General features: G+C 41.9%; 23 protein-coding genes and 1 other annotated feature. Of the genes, 4 read left to right on the top strand and 19 right to left on the bottom strand.

The window, feature by feature from the left end:
- Positions 1-38 precede the first annotated feature (38 nt).
- From H513_RS0118435 to H513_RS0118400, 8 genes are all read right to left on the bottom strand, one after another.
- The gene (locus H513_RS0118435; protein WP_026802048.1) at positions 39-1,343 is read right to left on the bottom strand and encodes a G5 domain-containing protein; all 1,305 of its coding nucleotides are present in this window, start codon (positions 1,341-1,343) and stop codon (positions 39-41) included.
- 23 nt (positions 1,344-1,366) lie between these two features.
- On the bottom strand, positions 1,367-2,113 hold the full coding sequence (locus H513_RS0118430) for a PRC-barrel domain-containing protein (RefSeq protein ID WP_026802047.1): 747 nt from the start codon (positions 2,111-2,113) through the stop codon (positions 1,367-1,369).
- A 46-nt stretch (positions 2,114-2,159) separates the two neighbouring features.
- Entirely contained in the window at positions 2,160-3,920 is a 1,761-nt protein-coding gene (locus tag H513_RS0118425; protein WP_026802046.1) for a hypothetical protein, read from the bottom strand.
- Positions 3,921-4,047: 127 nt separating this feature from the next.
- The gene (locus H513_RS0118420; protein ID WP_156111427.1) at positions 4,048-5,868 is read right to left on the bottom strand and encodes a type II secretion system protein; all 1,821 of its coding nucleotides are present in this window, start codon (positions 5,866-5,868) and stop codon (positions 4,048-4,050) included.
- Positions 5,849-6,361: a type II secretion system protein gene (locus H513_RS0118415; RefSeq protein ID WP_026802044.1), complete on the bottom strand. Its 513-nt coding sequence runs from the start codon at positions 6,359-6,361 to the stop codon at positions 5,849-5,851. The genes H513_RS0118420 and H513_RS0118415 overlap by 20 nt, the downstream gene beginning before the upstream one ends.
- Complete coding sequence (locus H513_RS0118410) at positions 6,361-6,822, bottom strand: type IV pilus modification PilV family protein (protein WP_026802043.1); 462 nt, start codon at positions 6,820-6,822, stop codon at positions 6,361-6,363. The genes H513_RS0118415 and H513_RS0118410 overlap by 1 nt, the downstream gene beginning before the upstream one ends.
- A 101-nt stretch (positions 6,823-6,923) precedes the next feature.
- Entirely contained in the window at positions 6,924-8,648 is a 1,725-nt protein-coding gene (locus H513_RS0118405) for a GGDEF domain-containing protein (protein WP_051240153.1), read from the bottom strand.
- Positions 8,649-8,830: 182 nt separating this feature from the next.
- On the bottom strand, positions 8,831-10,087 hold the full coding sequence (locus H513_RS0118400) for a bifunctional folylpolyglutamate synthase/dihydrofolate synthase (protein WP_026802041.1): 1,257 nt from the start codon (positions 10,085-10,087) through the stop codon (positions 8,831-8,833).
- A 68-nt stretch (positions 10,088-10,155) separates the two neighbouring features.
- Between H513_RS0118400 and H513_RS0118395 the strand changes: the two genes are divergently transcribed.
- Positions 10,156-11,061: an ATP-grasp domain-containing protein gene (locus H513_RS0118395; RefSeq protein ID WP_026802040.1), complete on the top strand. Its 906-nt coding sequence runs from the start codon at positions 10,156-10,158 to the stop codon at positions 11,059-11,061.
- Positions 11,058-11,909 carry an ATP-grasp domain-containing protein gene (locus tag H513_RS0118390; RefSeq protein ID WP_026802039.1) on the top strand — a complete coding sequence of 284 codons (852 nt, stop codon included), beginning with the start codon at positions 11,058-11,060 and terminating at the stop codon, positions 11,907-11,909. The genes H513_RS0118395 and H513_RS0118390 overlap by 4 nt, the downstream gene beginning before the upstream one ends.
- A gap of 75 nt (positions 11,910-11,984) precedes the next feature.
- On the opposite strand, the gene H513_RS0118385 is transcribed toward H513_RS0118390, so the two are convergent.
- The gene (locus H513_RS0118385; protein ID WP_026802038.1) at positions 11,985-14,630 is read right to left on the bottom strand and encodes a valine--tRNA ligase; all 2,646 of its coding nucleotides are present in this window, start codon (positions 14,628-14,630) and stop codon (positions 11,985-11,987) included.
- A 65-nt stretch (positions 14,631-14,695) separates the two neighbouring features.
- Positions 14,696-14,915, bottom strand: a binding site (T-box leader).
- 124 nt (positions 14,916-15,039) lie between these two features.
- On the opposite strand from H513_RS0118385, the gene H513_RS0118380 reads away from it, so the two are divergent.
- On the top strand, positions 15,040-15,228 hold the full coding sequence (locus H513_RS0118380) for a hypothetical protein (RefSeq protein WP_026802037.1): 189 nt from the start codon (positions 15,040-15,042) through the stop codon (positions 15,226-15,228).
- Here the strand turns inward: H513_RS0118380 and H513_RS0118375 are convergent.
- From H513_RS0118375 to hemA, 8 genes are all read right to left on the bottom strand, one after another.
- Entirely contained in the window at positions 15,225-16,241 is a 1,017-nt protein-coding gene (locus H513_RS0118375; protein WP_026802036.1) for a hypothetical protein, read from the bottom strand. The genes H513_RS0118380 and H513_RS0118375 overlap by 4 nt on opposite strands.
- 60 nt (positions 16,242-16,301) lie before the next feature.
- Positions 16,302-17,375 carry a stage VI sporulation protein D gene (gene spoVID / locus H513_RS0118370; protein WP_026802035.1) on the bottom strand — a complete coding sequence of 358 codons (1,074 nt, stop codon included), beginning with the start codon at positions 17,373-17,375 and terminating at the stop codon, positions 16,302-16,304.
- Between the two features lie 212 nt (positions 17,376-17,587).
- Positions 17,588-18,877, bottom strand: a complete 1,290-nt coding sequence (gene hemL / locus H513_RS0118365; protein ID WP_026802034.1) for a glutamate-1-semialdehyde 2,1-aminomutase — start codon at positions 18,875-18,877, stop codon at positions 17,588-17,590.
- Between the two features lie 23 nt (positions 18,878-18,900).
- Positions 18,901-19,878, bottom strand: a complete 978-nt coding sequence (hemB, locus tag H513_RS0118360) for a porphobilinogen synthase (protein ID WP_026802033.1) — start codon at positions 19,876-19,878, stop codon at positions 18,901-18,903.
- Between the two features lie 2 nt (positions 19,879-19,880).
- Positions 19,881-20,648 (bottom strand): uroporphyrinogen-III synthase, encoded by a 768-nt coding sequence (locus tag H513_RS0118355; RefSeq protein WP_026802032.1) that lies wholly within the window; start codon positions 20,646-20,648, stop codon positions 19,881-19,883.
- Entirely contained in the window at positions 20,648-21,577 is a 930-nt protein-coding gene (hemC, locus tag H513_RS0118350; RefSeq protein ID WP_026802031.1) for a hydroxymethylbilane synthase, read from the bottom strand. The genes H513_RS0118355 and hemC overlap by 1 nt, the downstream gene beginning before the upstream one ends.
- A gap of 24 nt (positions 21,578-21,601) precedes the next feature.
- Positions 21,602-22,420 (bottom strand): cytochrome c biogenesis protein, encoded by an 819-nt coding sequence (locus H513_RS0118345; RefSeq protein ID WP_026802030.1) that lies wholly within the window; start codon positions 22,418-22,420, stop codon positions 21,602-21,604.
- A 16-nt stretch (positions 22,421-22,436) separates the two neighbouring features.
- Positions 22,437-23,801, bottom strand: coding sequence for a glutamyl-tRNA reductase (gene hemA / locus H513_RS0118340; RefSeq protein ID WP_026802029.1), 1,365 nt, complete (start codon positions 23,799-23,801; stop codon positions 22,437-22,439).
- A gap of 240 nt (positions 23,802-24,041) precedes the next feature.
- Between hemA and H513_RS0118335 the strand changes: the two genes are divergently transcribed.
- Entirely contained in the window at positions 24,042-24,527 is a 486-nt protein-coding gene (locus tag H513_RS0118335; protein WP_026802028.1) for a LiaI-LiaF-like domain-containing protein, read from the top strand.
- Positions 24,528-24,573: 46 nt separating this feature from the next.
- Here H513_RS0118335 and H513_RS0118330 read toward each other — a convergent pair whose 3' ends face one another.
- Positions 24,574-25,311 carry an amino acid ABC transporter ATP-binding protein gene (locus tag H513_RS0118330; protein WP_026802027.1) on the bottom strand — a complete coding sequence of 246 codons (738 nt, stop codon included), beginning with the start codon at positions 25,309-25,311 and terminating at the stop codon, positions 24,574-24,576.
- A 15-nt stretch (positions 25,312-25,326) separates the two neighbouring features.
- On the bottom strand, positions 25,327-25,995 hold the full coding sequence (locus tag H513_RS0118325; protein ID WP_026802026.1) for an amino acid ABC transporter permease: 669 nt from the start codon (positions 25,993-25,995) through the stop codon (positions 25,327-25,329).
- Between the last annotated feature and the right edge of the window lie 19 nt (positions 25,996-26,014).

Here is a 26,014-nt window from a genome sequence, read left to right as displayed (position 1 = left end):
GCCCTTGCAGCTGGCAAGGGCTTCTTGTTGCTAAAGGATTAATTTCCCTTTAATTGTCCTGGTGCTTCCCACACATCTCCGACGTCATCTATAATGCCATCCTTGTCTGAAGGTGGTGTAGAAGCATCATCATCATCAGGATTTGAGGAGGCATCTCCATTTGAAGAACCTGTACCGCTTGAGTTAAATTCAGATAGCGTGGATTCGTCTCCGTATTTTAGGATCGTACGATTTGTCGGTGGATAGTAATCCTCTGAAATGAACTCCTCTGACAGGATAATACCGTTGTCTTTAATCGTTCGGTAGACTTCAACTACAACCCCATCAACGCCTTCATTTACTAGTTTCGACTGACCTTCGGCAAGTGTTGAACTATATTGAACAACCGTGCGTGGTTTTAAATCTTGTTTAGATGTAACCTGGACATCATAATCATTAGGCAATGGATAGCCATGTAACGTCACGACGAGCTGTTCACCATCACGCTTCACCCAAACTTCATACGTTGATTGATTAGGGTTGTTTATAACTAGGTCGTGGGCCTGGTCGCTTCGTATACTTGCTTCACGCCCAAGTTCAGCATAATCAGGTAAGGTAGCACTTAAATGTCTTTGTTGAATAACGAAATTCGTTTGTAAGACCGCCCCATAAATCCCCGATGCAACTAAATTCAGAGCGCGTTCATTTAAGATTTCTTTCCCTTCCACCTCATTTAGGATGGAGTAAGGCTCATTAGGCTTAATACGCGTTCCATTTAAATAGGCAATTACGTCACTAGGTTGCACGTCATCTGATATTGGGAGTTCATAACGTGCTACTTCTTCATAAAGTTCTTCCGTCCCTGACTCCATATATTGATAGACAGAATAGCTGATTGCTTCAGGTTTCAGCTGCTGGGCCCTTCGCATTAAGTCACTCTTAAGCTGGTCGAGGGTTAACGACTGTACTAAATCGCCCTCTAACTCGCTCGACAATTGTGAAATGAAACTAGGTCCAACGGTTACAACAAATGGATTCGAAACCCCTTCTTGAAGTTGTTCAAGCGTTTGCTCAATATCGAAGTTAATTTCAGGCTTATCAATGACAAACTCTTCTTCCTTCTTCTCGAATTCGATTGGGTGACTTTCAATCCACCTGTTACTCTCTTCCGTTAACAGATGATTAGCCTCTGACTTTGTAAGTCCTGATAGGACAACAGGTCCAACTGCTGTCCCCTCTTTGTAGGTATATTCATCACCAAATACTTCAGTTGTTAGCAACGTACCAAGATTTGAAAACCCGTAGATAAATATGCTTAACCCGAGCAATAAAAGGAATAATCTCATATCTTCCCTGTTCTTCACAAGAAAGCCTCCTTTAAGGAACCCTATTCAGCTACATTCATCGTTACATCAACGATGACACTTGGACCTTCTGATTGAACACGTTGTATTTCGTCCTGAGAAAGGATTGTACCTGCTTGAATAATCTGTTCCCCGTTTTGATTGGTAATATCCTTTACGACTTTCTTTCCTTCAAGTAATTCCAGTTGTTTCTTCTGCAGGTCGTTTAACTGTTCACTTGCTTGTTCTTCCTCTTGATTAAGAACACTCGGTACTTCTTGGAGGACTGGAGCAGTTGGCTCTTCTTCTTCTGTAATGTAGTAGTTCTCGATGTTCTCATTCACAATGATCATCTTCTCACCATACGTTACAACAGCATCTCGATGGACCATTTCCGTGTGATCTTTCATATCAAGGTGAATGGCCTCAATATTCCCGTTATCATCGTTTACATAGTACTCATCGATTTGCCCAAGTAATTGGCCTTTTCTAGTCATCACACGAGTTCCAATAATTTTAACCTTTTTGTTCATTAAGTTGTTAGCAATCGGGATTTCATTCAAATCTATGATGGCACTTTCGTTATCGACAGTGACCGCATATTCACCCACACCTACAACCTTCTTGAATGGGATGGCTTTTACACTTACTTCCCACTCTTCATGTTGGATAACAAGAAAATCGACGGTTCCTTTTTCAGGGTTAATGATAAGGGATTTGACAGTCCCCATTTCCTCACCATCAGTAATATTAATAATCGGCAATTCAACAATCTCTCTACTTTTCTTCATTCTGTTTCACCACGCAGTAAGTAATAGTTTAATAGCTTTCCGAAATCTATGAATGGACATATAGTTGTTGCATCAGTTCTACTTGAGCTTTTATAGCTGTATTCTGGTTAAAGCGGTTACCCAAGTCAGAAAGGAAGTCACGCAAGGCTTCTTGGTGATTGTGCTTCACATAATGCTGGATGAGCAAATAACTAAACGTGAAGTAATCTTGGTCGTCAAGTGAAGGTTGAATATGGTCCATGATGTATTGTTCGTATTCCACACTATTCATCAAGTGTTCCTGAAGTCGAATTTGCTCTACCATTGTATGGAACAACTGCTCTTGTAGAGGTGTCCTTCTTAATGGTTGCTCTTCTTGAGGAGTATCTTCTTCAACTTCACTAGTCACCTCGGAAGGTTCCTCATCGATAATTGGCTCATCAAGAACCACCTCGCTAGGCTCTTCTATAGGGGATTCATCCTCTATTGTAACTTCCGTTTCTTTCACATTATCTTGAGAAGAGATCACATCTTCTGTGTCTGCCTTGAACTCCTCAAAGATTACTTCTTCTTCGACAAGGTCATCTGTGCTTGCCGCCACGTCTTCTTCTACATCGGATGGGAGAGGTTGTGTATCTTCAAGGTATTCTTCTTGTTCTAAGGTGTCATCGTTTGTGGGACCACTTTCTTCAGACTCTCGATGTGCCTCCTCAGAAACAACTTCTTCTTCGATGTGCTTCTCCTGATCATCAAGAGGTTTCTCCTCAATTCTTTCTTCTACCAGTGGTTCCTCAATGGATGGTTGAATGATGTCTTCTGGCATGAGCTCTACACTATTTTCTTCTGGTTCTACTTCAATCGGCTCTCTAGCCACTTTATCAAACCAGTTCTCCTCTGACTCTCTTTCTTCTTCGGCATAATCATGTCCATATTCGATAGAAGAATCAGGAAACTCAGGGAGATTTCCCTCCTGCTCAAGCTCTTGTTGAGACTCAACGTTCTCAGTTGGAGCAATTTCCTCAAGTACTTCACGCCCTACTTGCACCTGTTCTGCCTCATCTTCAATTAGCTCTGAATCCCCAATCTGAACGTCTTCATCATTCAGGAGGTCTTCTCTCCATTGTAGTTCAATGGAATCGTGTTCTTGGATGATTTCTTCTTCCCCGTTAAATGTAGGTTCTTCCATAAGTGATTCACGCTCTAACAGCATTTGTTCTTCCTCACTAAGCAGCTCCGAAGAGAGTAGATCAGACTCTGGTTGATCAATAGACTCCTCGTAATCATGTAGATAATCCATGCCAACTTCTTCAGAGGAAGGAGTCGCGCGGAATTCTACCAACTCTTCTGAATCAGCGAGGTCATCACCTGATTGGTCCATCTCAGAGACAGTTTCGAGCTGTTCTTCCCACTCTTTCAGCTCATCTTCGTCAAGCAGATCAGACTCTGGTGCATACGACTCTGGAAGCTCAGACTCGTCTTCCCACACTTCATCCAATTGTTGGTTGTTCTTGGGGCCTGTGTATGTAAGTTGATACTGATTCTGCATATCTTCTGTGTCTTCTTCCCTATAACTCATACCGCCATCAGCAAAAACAAGACCATTGAAACGCCGGTCAAGGACAATTGATGTTAATAATGCAAATAGTAGTAAAATGAGTACAGCTTGCCACCAGACTAGATTGATGCCTACAAAAATTGCTAATAAGGCTATAAAAAAAGAGGAGCCTGCTAACACAATTCTCCCCCATTTACTAAGTCCAAGTGGAAAGTAATAGACAAAGAGAATCACGATTCCCAAGGCTATAAAAGCGAGTACAATGTTCTCCAAACCCCCACCCCATTTCCAACATTTTTCCCATGTTATTGGCATATTTCGACTATCTATCATTGTATAATAAACTGTATGTATTGGAAAGATATATTAAATGAAAGGTTGAAACTTAACGTTTCAACCTTTATTCGTAATACCGATCTACTTCTTTAAAGCTAATGTTCTCGACCGTCGGGATACCTTTTGGAGGATTTAGAATCATATCTTTATTGTAAATGACCTTCAACCGAGATAATTTAGGCGTTATACTCTCTTGGTTTCTTTCAATATAGGTGTAATTATTTCCTTCATAAGCGTCGAAACCGGTTTTGTAACTCTTTATACCTTCGTACGTCTTCCCTTTCACTGCATTCAGGATAATATCACTTCCATAAATCCCGCCACTTATCTCAATATTTGAACCGACACCATAAATTTCCAATTTATTGTTAGAGTATAAGAACACTCTCATCACTTTTGATGCATCTTCATACAAATTGTTATTTGATAACTGCATATCACCGTTCGCCAATAAGACAAGTGTCCCATTTAACTCTCCACTAGACAGTTGCTTGACTGTTATATCGTCTTTAGCATAAATGGTACTGTTACCACTAACCTCTTCCCTTAAGTCTACATCATCATTCGAATACATTTCCCCTGTAAAACTTACATTCGACAATAAAGCATCCCCATAAACAAAGATAATCCCATCATCTGATTGAACTTCAAAGTACCCACTAACACTAAGATTACCTGAAACCAACATAGATCCATTCACAATAAGGGAATTGTCTTTATCCTCACTCTCTAGATTTCCTGTAACCTTTAAATCTCCAGTGACTTCTAATTCAGCGCCTTTTGTTAATTCCATGTCACTCTCAACAATTAAATCACCATGAACCACTAGTTTAGATGCATTCTTAAGAGAAAATCGATTGTTCACAACTAGGTCACCATGAATAACTGTGGTTCTTCCAGAAGCAATCGTAAGACCCTTATCGACTAGCGTTGTTCCATATGTAGTGTTGTTCTCGAAACCATTCAAATTATTCTTTACAATATGAGTAAATCGATTGTAACTACTGGAAATGAACCTCAGAGATTCTATTGTTTCCTCTGCTGGTTCGATAAAGTCTTCTAGAACCTTTAACGAGGTGTCAATCTCTTGTTGATTCTCAACCTTTGGAGGTAAGCTAAAGTACTTTTCCAAGTTTTCATCTGTTGGATTGAATGTAGAAGTAACATCATCGTAGTAATAATAACAACTAAAGAACCAACAGCTTCTCCGCTTTACGTACTCCAGTTCTTTGAAATCCCCCCCTACGGTCAATTCCCCTCTTGTAAATGCGGGGTAAGTTGTTTCTGGATAGAAAGTAGATCCCGAAATGAACTTTCCAGACTTACTTGTATATAAATCCTCCCCTACATACACATCCCCTTCAATATAACTCGCACCGTTTAGGGTTAAGTTTCCTGGAGTAACTGTACTATATTTAAAGATATCCGCTATAGTAGAGAACTCAATTTCTTTTACTAGCACCTTATCCGAATTATCCACTGGTATTTTCATCGTTACGTTGGCAGCCAACATCCCTTCTGAGAGAAGGTCAAAATCATAGGTGATTTCATAGTCAGGATTATCCCGAATTAATTCCTGTATTAAATTCAATAATCCGAGTTTTGCCCCATCAATATCAATAATCTTGTTTTTATCGATTTTCTCATTAATTCTATCCAGTTCATTTTGGACTACTGCCAACGTCTCATCCAATTCACTTTCTGCTGAATTAATACTAGTCACTTTGGTTTCGGTGACACTTACAGATGTAGTTGAATTTACAGTTAACCCGATTAAAGCTAGACCAAGAATACTAATGATTGTAAACACTAGAAGCACAACCAACATCGTATAACCACTTTGTTCTTTAAGCTTCATATGCTCATCACTCATTTTCCATTTCATAAATTTTAAATACTGTGTATGTTTCTGAAGAAGCATTGTCCTCTATGTGCAAATTGACACGAAGTCGCCCGTCTTTATCAAGGGTAAAAGTAGTATTAGAGGCATTGATACTTGAATCTGTAATCGTTCGACTGCTCCCATTATAGGTAACTAGAAGTTCACCATTAGCAACTTCTATTTCTGTTGAAAGAGTTTTAGGTAAACCAGACGAATTCTCTCTTATGTCTAATACTCTGAAATGGTCGAATGGAACATTTACGTTAAGGTCAATTGGAATTGTCTCTACTTCATCCAGATTTAACATAATTTCATCCAACTCAAGCATGATAGCCGCAGCCTCATTCCGAAGCATCGTATTGGCCTGTGACTTATCAATACTTGAAAACATTGAGAATAAGATTTGGTATGCGACACCTACCACCAGAATGGACATGGCCATAACTGCCAACAGTTCAACTAAGGTTACACCTTTTTCATTTTGTAAATGCTTCATTAGCGATTGTACCCTTCTTTGGTGGTTTGTTGAGTATTGCGATTGTACCCTTCTACAGTGGTTTGTTGAGTATTGCGATTTTGCGTGGAAGAAACCGTCACCTCTATGTGTAGGAGTCGATTTTGCAAGGAAGGATTGGAGTGTTTGGTTATGGTAATGGATGAATTCAGTTTTCCTATGTCAGTCGAGGCATCCATCTTGAGTGTTTGTTTGATGGCAGGAGTATCAAGCTGGATGGTCTTCCCTACTTCATCTTGTAATTTGCTGAAATTCTCACTTTTGTAGTACTCTAGTAAACTATCTGAAATTTGAAGAGTTGTATAATCTCGATTTATTGCGCTTGAGAACGTAAAGCTATTTACGACAAAGGCGCTGATGACAATGAAGATTACGGAGAGCAACGTCATGGATGCAAGTACTTCAACGAGCGTAAGCCCTTGCTCATTTTTCCATTTTTTCATGACCTCTCCTCCTTTAATATAATAAACCATTCTACCTATTTTGTACGTTTTAATAAACAGGATGTCAAGAGAATTCAAAGAAAAGCCGAGCAATCTTTAGACTACTCAGCTGCTCCTATGGCTTGTTCATAGCTCGCCACTTTATTTCTACCTTTTTGTTTAGCTCCTACATACATGGCACGGTCTGCCTGACGAATCAACTCGGAAGGATCATCACAATCCATTGGAAATGACGCCACACCAATGGAGGCAGTTACATAAGCCTGCACGTCTTTTTCCCCTCCTAGAATGTGTTGGTGTAAAGGGAATGGTTCATGGGCAAGCTTTCGACGCACATTTTCAGCGATGTGCATACTGTGCTCTTTCTGCACTCCTGGAAGGAGCATTACGAACTCTTCTCCACCGTAGCGGGCGACAATTCCCTGATCCCCGATTGTAGAAGTCAAACGGTCCGCTAGCATACATAAGATTTCATTTCCGCTTTCATGTCCATAAGTATCATTTACCGATTTAAAGTGATCTAAGTCTAACAGAATCATAGAGAGTATTTCATGGTGACTATCTTCAATATAGGACTGTAGTTGACTTTCTAAGTATCGATAGTTATACAAATTTGTAAGCGGGCACCTTTCGCTTAACTGCTTAGTACGCTCATAATTTCGTGCATTCTGGATAGAAACGGCTAAATAATTCGTCAGCAGGTCTATAATTCTGTACTGCAATTTCTCGAAGCCTCGCTTCCGCTTAGAAGCGATGGTTACTACGCCGACAACTCGATTATGACGAATCATCGGTAGGGACATAATACTCTCTACCTCAGTAGGTACAAATGGAGACTCTAGATCTCTCCACTCTTTCTTCGTGCTTACGAACAACCCTTGTCGAATCTCAAGCGTCTTGCCACTAATCCCTTCGCCCTTTTGAAGTTCAACATGATCTAAGGTAATCTCACCAGTTGAATCATAAAAGCGGTATAAGGATAACCTTTGTTCATCTTCTACATCGAAGATAAATAAATAATCCAATTCCACAAGCTCTATAATCCGTTCAATAAATCGGTCTAACACCTCTGAGACTTTTAACTTTGCAGCAAGATCATGACCAATGTCGCTTGCCACTTCTAGAAAATCGTTCACTCTTCGACTCGAATGATAGAGCTTAAGTATGACTGAGAGGGTAACAAATGGGAGCCCCACATAAACAACCGCTCCTCTACCCACCTCTGTGTACATCATGAATAGAAGTACTCCAATTGGGAGAATAGCAAGTGTAGTCACAAATTCCCACACTAAACTCTTCTCAAAGAAGGGTACATTCTGTTTAAGTAGTTTATTTCGAATCCAGTGGAGAAGTAGTTGATTCGTGATAAACACAGTCAATGAATATCCGATAATAGGGACAATCTTGATGGCTTCTGTGGAAGTAGTACTATAATTAATCCCACCCAGCAAATAATAAACAGTTGCACTTGCGAGTGAAACTACTACAAACATCAGCATATTAATAGGAACCCGGTGCAATTCATGTCTTCTTAAGCGAAGGGTTGCGAAGAAGACGAGAGAAGCAATCTGTGTGAGAAGCATTTCATAGAATAACCCAAAACAAAGAAAGACAGCTAAGGCAATTCCCTGAATAAAGAAGACCGGAGTACCATTCACAATAATAGGAAAGAACGATACGATACAAATGAGTAAAGCAAATAGGTATAAATCGTAGCCTCTTCCAGCCAGGATGGGATCTGTCAAAATGTAAACGCCGACAAATACACTTGGTAGAACGAACCCAAAGATAACCCAAAGTGCAATTGATTTCTCTTTGCTTACCACTATTTATCCCTTCCTTCACTAGCAGATTCGATTACATAAATCTTCCTATTTCTATCATAGCATAGCCTCTCTTTAAGATGGTAGTATTCTATAGGCGAAAAGTTTTGACTATTTTGAACTATTTCATCTTATCTATCGCACAAATGTTTACACCATGTGAACAATTCGATTCAGATACCATCCTAAATTTCCCTTATGTATCGCTTAACTTGAGCGATAAAATGTAAGGAGCCACATACAAATAGTGTCGATGATTTATTCGCCTCGTGCACATACTGGCTAATAAATTCTTTCCAATCTGCTACGAACTGTGTACTGGGTGGAGAATCCTCTTCACTCATACTCCTAGGATGGTTAAATGCAGTTGTATAAATATCCGAGAAGTGAGTAGCCAATTGCTCAATCATGTTGTTAATTGGCTTATCTTGAAAGGCTGAGAACAAAACAGTCTGGTCCTTGTCAGGATAGAAATGATGAACGGTAGTTACGAAAGCTGAGATTCCCTCCACGTTATGTGCACCATCTACGACGATGTGTGGGGAACTGGCAACCTTCTCAAAGCGACCGCTCAATTCCGCTTTCCTTAACCCTTCTTTAATATGTTCGTTTGTCACGCTGTACCCTTGATTGTTTAGAAGCTTAGCCCCTTGTATAGCAAGCGATGCATTCTTCCCCTGATGTACGCCCATCATCTTTAATTGGAAATCTAGCCTTTCCCCTTCACTACTATAAATCCATTCCTTATCACTCATTTGCTTTACTTGAAACTCTCTACCCAACTGCCATAAAGTGGCTTGACGTTCAGATGCTTGCTTACGAATGATTGACAGACTCTCTTCTTGTTCAACACCGCTTACGACAGGAACTTGAGCTTTAATAATTCCAGCTTTCTCAGTTGCAATGGATTGAAGGGTATCACCGAGAAAGGCGCTGTGGTCGAAACCGATATTTGTTATAATGCTAAGAATGGGGTCAACAATATTAGTGGAATCGAGTCTCCCCCCCATTCCTGCTTCTACGACAGCAACATCGACACGGTTGTGGAAGTGTAGGAAGGCAACCGCTACCATAATCTCAAATTCTGTTGCGTATTCATACGTACAATCCATCTCTTCCACAACTGGTTGGATTCTACGAAAGATTTCTATAAGTTCAGATGCCTCCATGGCTGTTCCATTAATCGAGAACTGCTCTTCTATTGACAACGGGGAAGGAGAAACGAATGTTCCCACCGTATAACCAGCCTGTTGGAGGATCGCAGACATATAGGTTAGGGTTGAGCCTTTCCCGTTCGTACCTGCAATGTGAATGACAGGGACTTCCTTCTCTGGATTATTCAATTTCTGAAGGAGTAACTGTATTCGCTCAAGTCCAGGCTTAATACCAAGACGAGTGCGCTTCTTAATAAATCGCTCTATATCTTGCATTGTATAAATCACGACGTTGCACCACCAATCTACTTACTCAATTCATGAGTTCCATTATAAAGCAGTTAGGAAGGATATCAATGACCTACTACGGTTGGATTCTATATAACGGTCACTTATCAGGAGATAAATTTAAAGATTACGCGGACCTCCTCCAGAAAGCCGCTTCTGAAGCTGGTGTAAGGACTGACATTAAACAAAACAATGAATTGCTTCCGCTTCTCACGACAAATGAGAACAGGCTATTGAGCAATGAGACGCTACCCGACTTTGTCTTATTTGGCGATAAAGACCTTTACTTAGCACGTCAGCTAGAGCAACTCGGTATACCTGTATACAATTCCTCTCGTTCTATCGAGCTTTGTGATGATAAGTCTTTCATGTATCAGAAGTTAGCCAAAGAAAATTTCCCCATACCAAAGACGATACTAGGACCTAAAATATATAGGCCATCTCAAGATTTATCCCTACCAATGGAAGCAGTGGAAAAGGAACTTCTCTATCCAATGGTGATTAAGGAAGCGTTCGGTTCCTTCGGCGAACAAGTCTATCTTGTTCATAATCGGAATGAAATGATGGAAGTGGTTCAAGAAATTCATCACCGCCCCTTCTTATTCCAACAGTTCGTGTCTACAAGTTATGGGAGAGACCTTCGATTAAATGTCGTCGGAGACAGAGTGGTCGCTGCGATGAAGCGCTATTCAACGGACGATTTCAGAGCGAACATCACCCGAGGCGGCTCAATGGAACCCTATGACCCTACTGAAGAGGAAGTTGACCTTGCCATCCGCGCGACGAAAGCTGTAGAGGCAGACTTTGCAGGCGTTGATTTATTATTTGGGGAAAGCGGTGAGCCTATTCTTTGTGAGATTAACGGAAACGCCCAAATTCGGAATATCTATGAGTGCACAGGCATTAACGTCTCAGACAAGATGGTAGATTACGTCGTTCAAGACCTGAACACTAAGAGGGGAAATCAACAATGATCGGTTGGCTCATCTATCGAGAAGAAGATGCAATTCATAACGCTGCCTACATTAAATGGTTTCAAGAAGAAGCGTATAAGCAAGGATTATCACTAAAGCTCATTTATCGTGAAGACCTCCACATCGGTGTCTGTGATCATAAGCGTTCCGTGTACCATGAGGTTCATGACCTCCCAGTCTTTGCAGTCGTGCGAACACGAGAGCCGCTTTTGACTGCGCTCTTAGAATCATTAGGTATACGCTGCTTTAACACTTCCACTGTGGCACGAATCTGCAACGATAAAGCGCTGACGTATCATCATGTTGTGGAAGCAGGCATTGCAATTCCTGATACAGTTTTCACCGACATTAGTATGCTCATAACTTCCCCTCCCCCTTTCCCATACCCATTCATCATAAAGAGTAGAGATGGGCACGGCGGACAAGAGGTGTGGTTAATTCAAAATTCTACACAACTAGAGGAATTGAAGAACGCAACATTGAAAGAGTCGGTCATCGTCCAACGACCTGCACAGTTTGGGAAAGATGTAAGAGTCTTTATCGTCGGAAATCAAATCGTAAGTGCGGTACTTCGCCACAACGCCAAAGATTTTAAATCAAACTACTCACTCGGTGGATCCGCAGCTCTATATGAATTGTCTATTGAAGAACAGCAAGCCGTTCATGGAATCCTTGACTTATTTCAGTTTGACTTAGCAGGAATTGACTTTATGTTCTCTAACGATGGGACCTTACTCTTTAATGAAATTGAGGACGTAGTAGGGTCAAGAACGCTTAGTGAAGTTAGTTCCATAAACTTATTAGAGATGTATTGTACTCATATTAAAGAAACTCTGAAGAATAAGTGACCACAACAGTTCTTATTAACCTCACCCTCCGAATAAGATAAAAAAAAACGTCCAGAGTAATCTGGACGTTTTCCTTTATTGCTTCAGCTCTACAATACGAGCTTCTACTTTGGCACGTTTTTCAACGTAGTCTTTTTCTTTCGCGCGTTCTTCCTCTACTACATGAGCAGGGGCTTTATTTGTGAAGCCTTCGTTCGCTAATTTCTTCTGTACGCGTTCCACTTCTTTATCTAGCTTCTCGCGTTCCTTCTGAAGACGAGCAATCTCTTCATCAATGTTGATTAATCCTTCAAGCGGAAGGTATAGTTCAGCACCAGTTACGACAGAAGACATAGCCTTGTCAGGAGCTTGTAGGTCCACATCAATCGTTAGCTCGCTTGGATTACAGAAACGCTCCAAGTATGTGCGATTGCGGTCTAGTTCCGCCTCAATGTCCTTATCAGTCGCCTTAATCATAAGCTTAATCTGCTTAGACATTGGTGTATCTACTTCTGCGCGAATATTACGAACTGAGCGGATGATAGATACAAGACGATCCATTTCAGCTGCTGCTTGTTCGTTATGGAATTCTTCGCGGAATTGTGGCCAAGCAGCTACGGTGATGGATTCACCTTTCGTAGGTAGGGCTTGCCAAATTTCTTCTGTAATAAATGGCATGAACGGGTGTAGCATACGCATGGTTTGGTCTAGTACATAAGCAAGGATAGAACGTGTCGTGTGCTTCGCAGCTTCATCCTCACCGTATAAAGGCAGCTTCGCCATTTCAATGTACCAATCACAGAATTCATCCCAGATGAAGTTGTAAAGGTGACGACCAGCTTCTCCGAACTCGTATTTATCAACGTTCTTCGTCACTTGCTCAATTGTCTCGTTTAAGCGAGTTAAAATCCATTGGTCTGCTACAGACTTTTCACCAGTCAGGTCGATATCTTCATACTTCAAGTCTCCCATGTTCATAAGTGCGAAACGAGAAGCGTTCCAAATCTTATTGGCGAAGTTCCAAGTAGACTCTACCTTCTCCCATTGGAAGCGCAAGTCTTGACCTGGCGTCGATCCTGTTGATAAGAAGTAACGCAGCGAGTCCGCGCCATATTTATCAATAACATCCATCGGGTCTACCCCGTTGCCAAGTGATTTACTCATCTTACGGCCATCAGCATCACGAACAAGACCGTGAATGAGAACGTCCTTAAATGGACGGCGTTCTGTAAATTCAATGGATTGGAAGATCATACGGGAAACCCAGAAGAATATAATGTCATATCCCGTAACAAGAACATCATTTGGGAAGTAACGTTTGAAATCTTCACTGTTCTCGTCTGGCCAACCCATTGTGGAAAACGGCCATAGAGCAGATGAGAACCACGTATCAAGAACATCTTCGTCTTGTACCCAATTCTCACGATCACTTGGTTCTTGACGTCCTACGTATACCTCGCCTGTTTCTTTATGATACCAAGCTGGGATACGATGACCCCACCATAGCTGGCGAGAGATACACCAATCGCGAATGTTCTCCATCCAGTTCAAGTAAGTCTTCTCGAAACGGTCAGGTACGAAGTTAACTTTGTCATCACCTTTTTGAAGGTCGATTGCGGCATCAGACAGTGGTTGCATGTTCACAAACCATTGTGTAGAAAGGTAAGGTTCTACGACTGCACCGCTACGCTCTGAGTGACCAACAGAATGCATGTGGTCTTCAATCTTGAAGAGGATCCCTTCTGCTTGCAGGTCCTTCACAAGTTGTTTACGCGCATCGAAACGGTCCATGCCTGCGTATTTCCCTGCGTTGTCATTCATTGTTCCATCTTCATTCATCACAAGAATGCGCTCTAGGTTATGTCTATTTCCGATTTCGAAGTCGTTCGGGTCGTGGGCTGGTGTTATCTTAACTGCACCGCTTCCAAACTCCATGTCTACGTAATCGTCCCCGACAATCTCAATCTCACGACCTACAATCGGAAGGATTGCTTTCTTACCGATTAAATGCTGGTAACGTTCATCTTCAGGGTGTACAGCAATTGCCGTATCGCCAAGCATCGTTTCAGGACGAGTCGTTGCAATCTCAATATGACCGCTTCCATCAGCAAGTGGGTAACTCATATGATAGAACGCACCTTGGACGTCTTCATAAATAACCTCAATATCTGATAGAGCTGTCTTCGTAGCTGGGTCCCAGTTGATGATGTATTCCCCGCGGTAAATGAGCCCTTTCTCATAAAGCGTTACGAATACTTCACGGACAGCTTCTGATAAGCCGTCATCTAAAGTGAAACGCTCACGAGAATAATCGAGCCCTAGCCCAAGTTTCTCCCATTGTGCACGAATGAAATCTGCATATTCGCTCTTCCACTCCCATGCTTTCTCGAGAAACTTCTCACGACCTAAATCATAACGTGATGTCCCTTGTTCACGAAGTTTCCCTTCAACTTTAGATTGAGTGGCAATCCCAGCATGGTCCATACCTGGCAACCAAAGAACATCGTATCCTTGCATACGTTTTACGCGTGTAATGATGTCTTGTAGCGTTGTATCCCAAGCGTGACCAAGGTGAAGCTTACCTGTTACGTTTGGAGGCGGAATGACTACTGTAAATGGTTCCTTCGTCTTGTCATTCGCCGCTTCAAAGAATTTACCTTGAACCCACCAATCGTATCGACCTTGCTCAATGGCAGTTGGGTCATATTTCGTCGGAAGGGAAACTTGATTCTGTTCTTCCATAATTATGTCCTCCTTTAATTCATGTCACCGTGATTTAGGCACAAAAAAAGCCCTCTTCGTCTTCAGCAAAGGACGAAAGGACTTCCGTGGTACCACCTTTATTTACATACACGTGTCGTGTGTGTACACTCATACGTTAACGGACGTGGACCGTCTTCTTCTACTTGCGTTCAAAGAAGCTGCATCCGGGGCGACATTCTGAACTTCATACCTTAGAAGCCTCTCACCTATGGCTCCCTCTCTGAAAAGGCGATTATTCATACTCTTCCCCATCACGGCATTTGACAGAGTATCTATTGATATGAATTATTGTATCCACATTCATATGTTGAAGTCAATGTTTTTACGCAACTTTTATCACAGTACTAGCCCAGCTACACATATACTAACATGAAAAGGAGGGACAAATATGGGACGCATTTATCGCTACAAGCTCCCTGTTTGGCTACGACAATGGCTTTATATTATTGAGAAGGCAACCTTGCCAATCTTGATTTTCCAGATTGTTCGAACGCTCTTCTTCCCAAGTTCGTTCGATGTGTTTCTGCTTGGCATCCTCGTAGGTTTGTTTATCGCGTTCCAATTTGAGTGGCTCTAGTCTTCGTTCTCTTTGCTGATATGGTAATCCCTCGCTTCTTCAAGCGCCTTTTGAACCACCAATGCATGCTTCAAAACGAAATAAGAGCGCTCCAGCCTTTGTACGAGGATTGGATGTCCCACGTTTGGGGCACCCGTTACATACTGTTCGACAATTGTTAAATAGTGCTCTGGATTTAAGAGATAGATAGCAAATAAGCTTCTCTCACTATTTAGTAAAGGAACATAATCTTCATAGTGAGAGAACGTACCTATTAGTTGATCTGTGGGTGCATCATGATAACGTGTCACATAGTGAAAATACGTGGTCAAATCCCTCACCGGTTGCTGGACACTAGCTCGCTCCCAATTCAATAAATAAGGCTGGTCTGCATTATAGATGAAGTGGCTCGGCCTCAAGTTACCGTGACCTAACACGACTCGATTCACTTTGTCCGTCTCGATATCCTCTAAGTAGCGATCGTACCATTCTTGTGTGAGCGTCAAACATTGAATTAAATCCCTGAAATGCGTACACACCTGCAACTCTAAGGGGGACATATAATGGTTCTGCTCAAACTCAACAATCCACTCCTCAAGTTGCTTATAATACCCATCCACCTTCTCCTTTTGCTTCTTCACTTCTTCTTCCGCATCACTCAATTCAAATTTATGAGCTTCCAACGTAGACTTGTGTACGCCACCAATCGATTTATAGAATAGCTCAAACGGATAGGGAGGAGTATCCCTCCCTTCATTCTCATACCAGGGCATTACGTAGTAGGTGCTTCGTTCGTGCTCCACAAAGAACTGATGGTCTGTTGTTAAATAGAGTGGAATAAGGGTACGAATTTGCTGAGCATTGGCCGTCTTGTATGCTTCAAGCCAATCGTGCAATTCTAATTTGGTTCTGTTCGTACGCTTTACCGCTACTTCTCCGTGTTGTGTACTTACGCGATACAACCGGTCTGTCTTTTGATGGATTTCAAACGGATACAGCTCGTAATGGCTCAATACCGTTGCAATCTGTTCCACAGGCCTCACTCCATTTCATCAAAAAGAGCGAGAAGTTGCCTCTCGCTCTTTTCTCCGTCTTTATTTCGAAGGTATATACAAGATTTGACCCGCTTCCACTTCTTCCTCTTCCAAATCATTCGCTCGACTCAAGTGCGTAGGAAGGATTCGATATCGTTCAGCGATTGACACAAGCGTATCGGAATCTTGAACGATGCACACTCTCATCCGCGTGAATGGCTCCTCTTCTCCACGGTCAAACATAGAAGTTAAATAGCCGGCGTCTTGTGGCTCACGTTCTTCTGTCTCCTTTTCTTCTTCATAATCATCATCGTCATCCCGACCAGGATCATCCTGGTGGGCATATTCTCCTTCATAGGAGAAGACGTCTTCGTCGGTATCTGCCGCTTCCACCCCATCATGGTCGACTTTCTTCCCGAAGAATTCTTCGAACGTTTGCGAAGACTGCTTAAATTTCCAACGATCATCTTCTTCCTCTTCTGCTTCCTCGTCTTCTTCAACGTTTAATTTAGGTACTTCTTCAAAGGTTTCTTGGGCTGCTTTAGACCTGTAGTCTTCATTTGCAGGTTGAAGCCTTACCTCTTCCTCTTCTTCATATTTCACATCAAATTGAAAAGTCTCTTCAGGCTTTATTGGTTCAAGTTCTTCCTCTTCAAACTCTACTTGATTTGCTCCCCCACGAGCAGACTCCTGATTAATCCCATGGATAGCTACGGTCGCATTGAGCTTTAGTTGCGCACGTTCAGGCAGTTCATAGTCAAATGATTGAATGCTAACGGAAATATTCTCAAGTGCTTCAATCCTGTCTTTCGGGACGGAAATCTCCACTGGAAAACGGTGGTAGAACTCACTCACTCCGTCTTCGCTATCTTCAACTTGGTCCACAACTCGTTTCGAAGCATAATCATGTAAGGAAAGTGACCGCTCTTCGGCTCTTTCGCCATCATCGTCAGTAGGATAATATTCTCCAGCCAGTTCAATCGTTCCTTGAATGGAGACGTAATCATCAAATTCTTGAATTGTGATTTCCGGTTCTAATGAAATCCCCATAAACTCTTCTACTTCCTGTCCCCTTTTAAACCAGAGCGACTCGTTTAAATCAAACGTAAACACTTGATTTGGCTCATATGTCAATGAGGGTTCCTCCTTTCAAATGCAAACCGATGTAGCCTATCGTTCGCTAACGTAAAGTAAGCTATCTCATCCGTACACATATATGAGGAGAACCACCTATTTATGACTATTGGTACCAAGCTGCCACGTAACAGGAAACGCTTTGTAGAAAGAAATGAATACGATGTTAGCCGAACAAAAAAAGGCCGTCCCAACGTAGGGCGGCCCTTCTTTTACTTCTCTATTTTAGAAAATGCTACATCTGCAGCTGAAATGGTCTTCTCAATGTCTTCGTCACTGTGAGCGACCGATGTAAATACACATTCAAATTGGGAAGGCGGTAAATAAACACCTTCTTGAATCATAGCGCGGTAGAATTGAGCAAAGTAATCTGTATTGGATTGTTTAGCTGTTTCGTAATCAACCACTTCTTGGTCAGTAAAGAAGAAACATACCATCGTACCTGCACGATTGACAGTTAGAGGGATGTTGTGTTTTTGAGCACTTCTTTCAAAGCCTTCTACAAGACGGTCTACTTTACGATTCAATTCTGTGTATGAGTCTTCTGTTAAGGCCGTTAGTGTTTCGTAACCTGCTGCCATGGCTAGTGGATTTCCAGAAAGCGTTCCAGCTTGATAGATGGGGCCAGCGGGTGCAATCATCTCCATGATTTCACGCTTACCACCATAAGCTCCAACAGGCATACCTCCACCGATTACTTTACCAAGACACGTTAAATCAGGCGTCACACCGTAATGCCCTTGTGCACTGTGATATCCAATGCGGAAGCCGGTCATTACCTCATCGAAGATAAGTAAAGAACCGTGTTCTTCTGTGATGGTACGGAGTTCTTGTAAGAATGTTTCTCCTGGAGGTACAACACCCATATTTCCAGATACAGGCTCTAAGATGACACCTGCGATATCATCGCCGTATTCGTTGAATGCATAACGTAAACTTTCAAGGTCGTTATAAGGAACTGTAATGGTGTTCTTTGCAATTCCTTCTGGAACACCAGGGCTATCTGGTAAGCCTAGCGTCGCAACACCTGAACCTGCCTTAATGAGTAAGGAATCACCATGCCCATGATAGTTGCCTTCAAATTTCAAGATCTTGTTCTTACCTGTATAGCCACGAGCTAGACGCAGCGCACTCATTGTTGCCTCAGTACCTGAATTCACCATGCGCACCATTTCAATAGATGGAACACGCTCAATGACAAGCTTCGCCACTTCATTCTCCAATTCAGTTGGAGCACCGAAGCTAGTTCCATCTTCAGCAACTCGCTTCAGGCGATTAATGACACGTTCATCTGCATGTCCTAGAATAAGTGGGCCAAAGCTTAATACATAGTCGATGTACTCATTTCCATCCACATCGTATAGTTTGGAACCTGCACCTTTTTCCATGAAAAGAGGTTCCATTCCTACGGATTTCGAAGCTCTTGCCGGGGAGTTAACTCCACCTGGCATCACTTCTACAGCTTGTTTATATGCTTCTTTCGAACGGTCAAATTGTCGCATAGTCATTCATCACTCCTCTTCCCTTATTCACTTATATAACGTGCTGCATCTTTAGCAAAGTACGTAATAATTAAATCGGCACCTGCACGCTTCATTGACGTTAATTTCTCCAAGACGATTTCACGCTCATTTACCCAACCATTTGCTGCAGCTGCCTTAATCATGGAATATTCCCCACTTACGTTGTACGCAACAAGAGGAAGGTTGAAGCGATCTTTCACTTCACGCATCACATCTAGATAGGCAAGTGATGGTTTCACAATCAGGAAGTCCGCTCCTTCTTCCACATCTGATTCAGCTTCACGAATGGCCTCTAGACGATTCGCAGGGTCCATTTGGTACTCCTTACGGTCTCCAAATTGAGGAGAACTATGAGCTGCATCGCGGAATGGTCCATAGAAAGAGGAAGCGTATTTAACGGCATAAGACATGATTGGTACATGAACAAATCCTGCTTCATCAAGGCCTTTCCGAATTGCCGCTACAAATCCATCCATCATGTTGGAAGGAGCGATAATATCCGCTCCAGCTTTCGCTTGACTGATAGCTGTTTGTACGAGAAGTTCCAAGGATTCATCATTTTCTACAACCCCATCTCGAACGACACCACAGTGCCCATGATCCGTGTATTGACAAAGGCAAGTATCTGCAATAACAGTCAGACTTTGATGATCACGTTTAATTTGGCGAATGGCTTCTTGAACAATGCCTGTCTCGCAATAGGCTTGTGTCCCGATCTCATCCTTCTCTTTAGGCACACCAAATACAATCACACCACGAATCCCTAAGTCTTCTAATTCGTTCATCTGCTCGGTTAAGTAGTCTAGAGATACTTGATACACCCCTGGCATAGAGGACACTTCGTTCTTAACTTTCTCCCCTTCGACTACGAAGATTGGATAGATTAAATCTTCCTTCTGCAAATGTGTCTCTCGTACAAGAGAACGCATGGATTCGCTTGTACGTAGACGTCGGTGGCGTTTGAAATGTAGTTCATTCATCATTACCAGTTCCTTTCATCACGGTCTAGAGCTAGTTGCTCAATCATAGCTTCCACAGTATACGTCTTAGGGACGACGATACGTGTAAACCCTAACTTTCGAGCCTCTTGTTCGGTCGTTGGCCCAATGCAAGCACAAGGATATGTGAACACTTCTTCAAAGTGTCCCGCTAATCTTGTAAAAGCACGAACAGCAGAAGGGCTCGTAAACGTTAGGGCATCTATTTGTTTGTTTGCTATAGCTTCAGTTAATTTCGTCTCCATTGTAACATTAAATACGGTTTCATACATGATGACTGTTTGAATCTCGTATGGGCCTCGAGACAGAGTATCCTTTAAGGTAGTGCGCGATAAGTTCCCTTGGATAAGTACAATGGATAAAGGCTCACTAACTTGCTCGATGAACTCGGTTCCTAAGGTATAAGCGCTATATCGACTTGGGACGAACGAAGGATGATAGCCATATTGCTGAAGTGCTTGCTCCGTTTTCAGGCCTACTACCGCAATCGAAAGGTGGGAGGGGAGCTTAAGTTGCTCTTCCTCAAGTTGATCGAAAAAGAAAGCCACACCGTTCGCACTCGTAAAGAAGACCCAATCCGCCTGTTCCAGGTGCGTAATGGAACGTCGAAAAGTCTCCTTATCTGCAGATTTAAATGACAAAAGCGGAATTTCAATCGAAATTCCGCCTAGCTGTTGAATCTTTGAAGTCATCGTTTTGGCTTGTTCCAGCTCACGGGTTACTAGGATTTGTTTACCTTCCAGTACACCCATTACTCATTCGTTTCCTCTTTAGAAGCTTCGATGATCTCAGCTCCACCTCGTGCTAAGATTTTATCTGCTGCTTCTAAACCAACCGCATGAGAATCTGTTCCTGTTACTACTTCTTTCAGCACAGTAGTACCATCTGCTGTGGACACAAGCCCCGTCAACACAATGTCATCACCCTGAAGGTAAGCATATGCACCGATTGGAGATTCACATCCGCCGTTCAAGCGTTGCAAGAAGGAGCGTTCTGCCATAACCGTCCGGTACGTATAGTCATGGTTTAATCGTTGGATAAGCTCCATCACTTCTTCATCGCCTTCACGACACTGGAGCGCTAACGCGCCTTGCCCGACTGCTGGCACCATAACCTCTGGTTCCAAGTATTCAGTAATCACATCATCGGACCAACCCATGCGCTTCAATCCGGCTGTCGCAAGTATAATTGCGTCATAATCCTCTTCTTCAAGCTTTCGAAGTCGAGTGTCTATGTTACCGCGAATCGACCGAATTGTAATGTCAGGACGAATCGCTCGAATTTGAGCTGCACGGCGCAAGCTACTTGTTCCAACAACAGCACCCTCAGGAAGTTCATGGAACGGGACGCTGTTCTGACCAATGTAAGCATCACGGTGGTCTTCACGAATTGGAACACTCCCAATTGTTAGTCCTTCTGGCGGTTCTGAAGGCATATCTTTCATACTATGTACAGCAAGGTCAATTTCATTGTTGTACATGGCAGCTTCAATCTCTTTAACGAATAGCGCTTTTCCACCGATACGGGAAAGCGTAACGTTCTGAATTTTATCCCCTGTTGTAACAATCTTTTTCGTTTCGAATTCGAACGGTAGACCTTCTTCTTTCAACTTTTCGATTACCCAATTTGTTTGAGTCAATGCCAGTTTACTCTTACGTGTTCCAATTACAATTTTCCTCATCGTTCTCCCCCTGATTAAAGTGTTTTAAATATGAAAGTTTGATAGTGAGCCAAATAGGAAGAAGTTCACTAATAGGAAAAGGAAAGCACCTGTGTTGTAAAGAGCCATTGTACGCCCTTCATAATCCTTCACAACGCGAAGGAAAAGGTAAACTAAATAAATGACTAGCATACCAATGGACCCAAGTGTCTTCGAATCAAAGAGGTAGAACTCTTCCCCTGATGTGTATCCCCAGATCACCCCTAAAATTAAGGCAATCAACAACAACGGTACACCTAAAACGGCTGCTATATAAGAGAAATTATCGAGTTGACCAAGATCCCCAAGCCTCATTAAGCGCTTGTTCCATTTCTTCTCTTTCAAGAGTCGATACTGCAGTAAGTACATAAATGAGAAAATACAAGAAAACGTAAAGAACCCATAACTGACGAGTGCCAAAGTTATGTGCGTTACAAGTAGTTCACTCACAAGTCTTAATGATTGTTCAGTGGCATCGTTCTGAGCCTTCGCGAAGATCTGCAAGGTCATCATAAAGAAACCAAAGGCATTCGTAAAGAACACGATGAAATCCACCTTAAACAATCGGTTCACAATAAGTGAAAAGGTGACTAAAATCCAAGCATAAAAATAAAGACCGTCTTGTATGGTCCGAATCGGAAATTCTTCTTGTCCTATTAATTGAATGACGATAACACTTGTTTGTAAAATCCAAACGATAGAAAGTAACCAGAAGGCGAAACGATTCACCTTCCGGTTATGTTGAATAAAATCGACAAAGTAGCCGATTAGACTTAATCCATATACAATCATGATCCATTCATAAATCCACTTCATTTCAACCATAGGGATATTCCCTTTCTCATGAATTTACTAAGTTAACTTGAAAGGTCGGTTTCCCATCGTCTTCTAAGACGGCTTCTTTATTCTTCGCCTCTTGTCTTTGAATTTCATCTTGAACTTGGTCTTCAATACCAAAAATCTTCTGGAACAATTCAAGCTGTAGTTCAGACTGGTCGTGGCTTGCCATTTCTTTGGCCTGTTGAATAGGCTCTTTCAACATTTGATTGATAATACTCTTTGTGTGTTTACTCAACACTTTACGTTCACGGTCTGTTAAATCTGGCATCTTTCGCTCAATGCTCTTCATCGTTTCAGACTGAATAGACAAGGCTTTGTTACGAAGAGCCGAAATGACAGGAACAACTCCAATGGTTTGAAGCCATTCTTTGAAAGATACAATCTCTGCTTCAATCATAATTTCTACTTGTTCTGCCGCTTCCTGGCGTGCAGCAAGATTCGCATCTACAATGCCTTGAAGGTCGTCTATGTCATATAGAAAGACACTTTCTAAATCATCAATCGCGGGGTCTAAATCACGTGGCACAGCAATATCTACTAAGAACAACGGACGACCTTTACGCTTCTTCGTTACAGACGCAAGCTGGTCTTTCGTTATCACATAGTCATCGGCTCCTGTTGAACTGATTAAAATGTCTGCACTTTCTAATACAGATGGTAATTCTTCAGTTGTTCTTGGTGTGCCTTGGAACTTCTCCGCTAATTGTACGGCTTTAGAAAGGGTACGGTTTACAACCGTGACATGTTTCACACCGGAACCGTGTAAATTCTGGGCAGCTAATTCACCCATTTTACCAGCACCATAAATTACAACATGCTTATTGGATAAGTCTCCGAATATTTTCTTAGAGAGTTCTACCGCAGCATAACTTACTGAAACGGCATTTTCTCCAATTTCAGTTTCTTTATGACCTCGTTTAGCCAACGTTACCGCTTGTTTAAATAGTTGGTTAAACATGGTACCTGTTGTATTCGATTCTTGTGCCTTTAAGAAGGACTGTTTCATTTGTCCTAGGATTTGTGTTTCTCCAAGAACCATAGAATCTAATCCTGAAATTACGCGGAACAAATGCTCCATCGCTCCATCATTCTCATAGATGGATAAGAATGGAGTAAACTCGTCCTTATCAACATTAAACCAGTTGGCTAAAAATTGTTTTATATAATAACGTCCAGTATGCAGTTGGTCTACGACCGCATAAATTTCCGTACGATTGCATGTAGAGATAATCACGTTCTCAAGCACACTTTTCTGTTCATTCAGTGATGACATGGCGTCAACAAGACGTTCCTCAGAAAAGGTAAGCTTTTCTCTTATCTCAACAGGGGCGGTCTTATAATTTACGCCGACTACTAATACATGCATACCTTTACCCCCTACCTTACTATTTCTATCTCTATTTAGTATAACAGATTATAACCATTCTAAAGAAGAAAAATGTGAACAGATATTGAAATCCTTATGATAGGATATGAATAGTTCTATTATACATAAAATTTACAAATTCTGTGGATAAGACATTCTTTACGTACCTTAACACACCACTCCCCCGCAGGCAAACGATGCACACGCGAACACACGAACTTCACATTGGAGGGATTCTTTGTGCGAAAACAAAACACGTTTGGTGGCTTCTTGCTTCTAGGAATTGGTCTATATTTTCTTATGCGTCAGTTACAACTCCCCATTATCACGCACTTTTACTCTTGGCCCACCCTGGTTATTATTATAGGCATTGCCTTCTTGATTCAGAGCTATTCTTCCAAGCAGTATGAGAACCTGTTTCCAGGTGTGGTGCTTCTAGGATTAGGCATTCACTTTCATGGTATGAACGTTTATTCGTTTTGGATTCAACATTGGGGCGTTTACCCATTTATTATTAGTATCGCTTTTCTCGTGAGGTATACAAAGACGAAATCTGGATTCATTCCAGGTCTCTTTCTACTCATTCTATCCATGTTCGCCTTATTCTCTACAAGTAAGCCCGAATGGTTCCAATGGATCGATAAAGGCGTTAGCGTGGTACAACAATTCTGGCCCGTCATCTTAATTGGTTTAGGTTGTTATTTGTTATTCTTCAAGAAAAAGTGAAAATTATACAGGAAAGCCAGTCTTTCTTTAGACTGGCTTTCTTTTTTTATAGGATGGAACTTAGAAATGCTTTTGTTCGTTCTTCCTTTGGAGAATCAAAGATGTCTTTTGGCTTTCCAGTCTCAACAATCTTCCCATCGTGCATATATACCACTCGGTCTGCAACTTCACGAGCGAATCCCATTTCATGAGTCACGACAACCATCGTCATCCCTTCATTTGCCAACTCTTTCATTGTACTGAGCACTTCCCCTACCAACTCTGGGTCAAGGGCTGAAGTAGGTTCATCGAATAGCATAATCTCCGGTTTCATCGCTAAAGAGCGGGCGATGGCTACGCGCTGCTTCTGTCCGCCAGAAAGTTGATTAGGATAAACATCTGCTTTGTCTTGTAAGCCCACCTTCTCAAGAAGCGCCTTCCCCTCTTTACCCGCTTCTTCTTTGCTCAATTTCTTTACATAAGTCTGAGCTTCCATAACATTCTGAAGTACCGTCTTATGAGGAAAGAGATGAAAATGCTGGAATACCATCCCTACCTTCTGACGGACCCCATTCAAATTATCCTTCTTCGGGTCAATCTCTCTCCCGTCGATTGTAATGATTCCATCATCTTTGACCTCCAAGAAGTTTAAACATCGTAATAACGTACTCTTCCCTGAACCACTCGCACCAATTAGAACGACCACTTCTTTCTTGTTTACATCGAAATCAATATTCTTAAGTACATGTAAGTCTCCAAACGATTTGTTCAGTTTCTCAATATGGATCATCTTATCCGCCGTCATGGAATCTCTCCTTTCTTAAGGCTGTACCTCTAGCTTCTTCTCTAAATAGGTCACTCCAAGGGTCAATATAAACACGAGTATTAAGTAGTAAAACGCACAGATTAGAAGCCAAGACATGTAGTCAAATGTAGAAGACCCCATTGTGGTTGCTACGTTAAAGATTTCAGAAAGACCAACGAAGGCAGCTAGAGAGGAATCCTTTAGCCCGATAATAAATTGGTTGCCAAGTGGAGGTAGAGCGCGTCGGAAGGCTTGAGGTAATATAATCCTACGCATCGTCAACGTATGACTCATTCCAAGTGAACGACCAGCTTCCATCTGCCCTTTCTCTATGGACTGTATGGCTCCCCTGAAGATCTCTGCAATATAGGCACCATTGTGGAAGGCTAGTCCTAACGAAGCAGACCAAAATCCAGAAATCTTAAATTCTCCTTGTGATAACCCATAATAGAACACAAAGATTTGAACGATTAATGGAGTCCCTCGAACAATAAAGATATATACATTCGCAAGCCCTTCCAATACTCTTACCTTCGAAATTTTCATAAGTGCAACAACCAAGCCGATTACGATAGCCAACACAATGGATACTGCAGTCAGCTGAAATGTAAGAAGAACGGCTTTCCCAAATAGACCACGACTTTCAATTAACAAGTTAAATAAGTGCTCTAGACCAGATAACATTTAATCCTCATCTCCTTCC

This window comes from Pontibacillus halophilus JSM 076056 = DSM 19796 (assembly GCF_000425205.1).
Taxonomy (GTDB): domain Bacteria; phylum Bacillota; class Bacilli; order Bacillales; family BH030062; genus Pontibacillus_A; species Pontibacillus_A halophilus.
This window is presented reverse-complemented; position numbering and strand designations above follow the sequence as displayed.

Coding starts and splice junctions, on each gene's coding strand:
- H513_RS0118430 (WP_026802047.1), bottom strand. CDS start 2,113: ATGAAGAAAAGTAGAGAGATTGTTGAATTGCCGATTATTAATATTACT.
- H513_RS0118420 (WP_156111427.1), bottom strand. CDS start 5,868: ATGAAATGGAAAATGAGTGATGAGCATATGAAGCTTAAAGAACAAAGT.
- H513_RS0118415 (WP_026802044.1), bottom strand. CDS start 6,361: ATGAAGCATTTACAAAATGAAAAAGGTGTAACCTTAGTTGAACTGTTG.
- H513_RS0118410 (WP_026802043.1), bottom strand. CDS start 6,822: ATGAAAAAATGGAAAAATGAGCAAGGGCTTACGCTCGTTGAAGTACTT.
- H513_RS0118395 (WP_026802040.1), top strand. CDS start 10,156: ATGACCTACTACGGTTGGATTCTATATAACGGTCACTTATCAGGAGAT.
- H513_RS0118390 (WP_026802039.1), top strand. CDS start 11,058: ATGATCGGTTGGCTCATCTATCGAGAAGAAGATGCAATTCATAACGCT.
- H513_RS0118385 (WP_026802038.1), bottom strand. CDS start 14,630: ATGGAAGAACAGAATCAAGTTTCCCTTCCGACGAAATATGACCCAACT.
- H513_RS0118380 (WP_026802037.1), top strand. CDS start 15,040: ATGGGACGCATTTATCGCTACAAGCTCCCTGTTTGGCTACGACAATGG.
- hemL (WP_026802034.1), bottom strand. CDS start 18,877: ATGCGACAATTTGACCGTTCGAAAGAAGCATATAAACAAGCTGTAGAA.
- hemB (WP_026802033.1), bottom strand. CDS start 19,878: ATGAATGAACTACATTTCAAACGCCACCGACGTCTACGTACAAGCGAA.
- H513_RS0118355 (WP_026802032.1), bottom strand. CDS start 20,648: ATGGGTGTACTGGAAGGTAAACAAATCCTAGTAACCCGTGAGCTGGAA.
- hemC (WP_026802031.1), bottom strand. CDS start 21,577: ATGAGGAAAATTGTAATTGGAACACGTAAGAGTAAACTGGCATTGACT.
- H513_RS0118345 (WP_026802030.1), bottom strand. CDS start 22,420: ATGGTTGAAATGAAGTGGATTTATGAATGGATCATGATTGTATATGGA.
- hemA (WP_026802029.1), bottom strand. CDS start 23,801: ATGCATGTATTAGTAGTCGGCGTAAATTATAAGACCGCCCCTGTTGAG.
- H513_RS0118330 (WP_026802027.1), bottom strand. CDS start 25,311: ATGACGGCGGATAAGATGATCCATATTGAGAAACTGAACAAATCGTTT.
- H513_RS0118325 (WP_026802026.1), bottom strand. CDS start 25,995: ATGTTATCTGGTCTAGAGCACTTATTTAACTTGTTAATTGAAAGTCGT.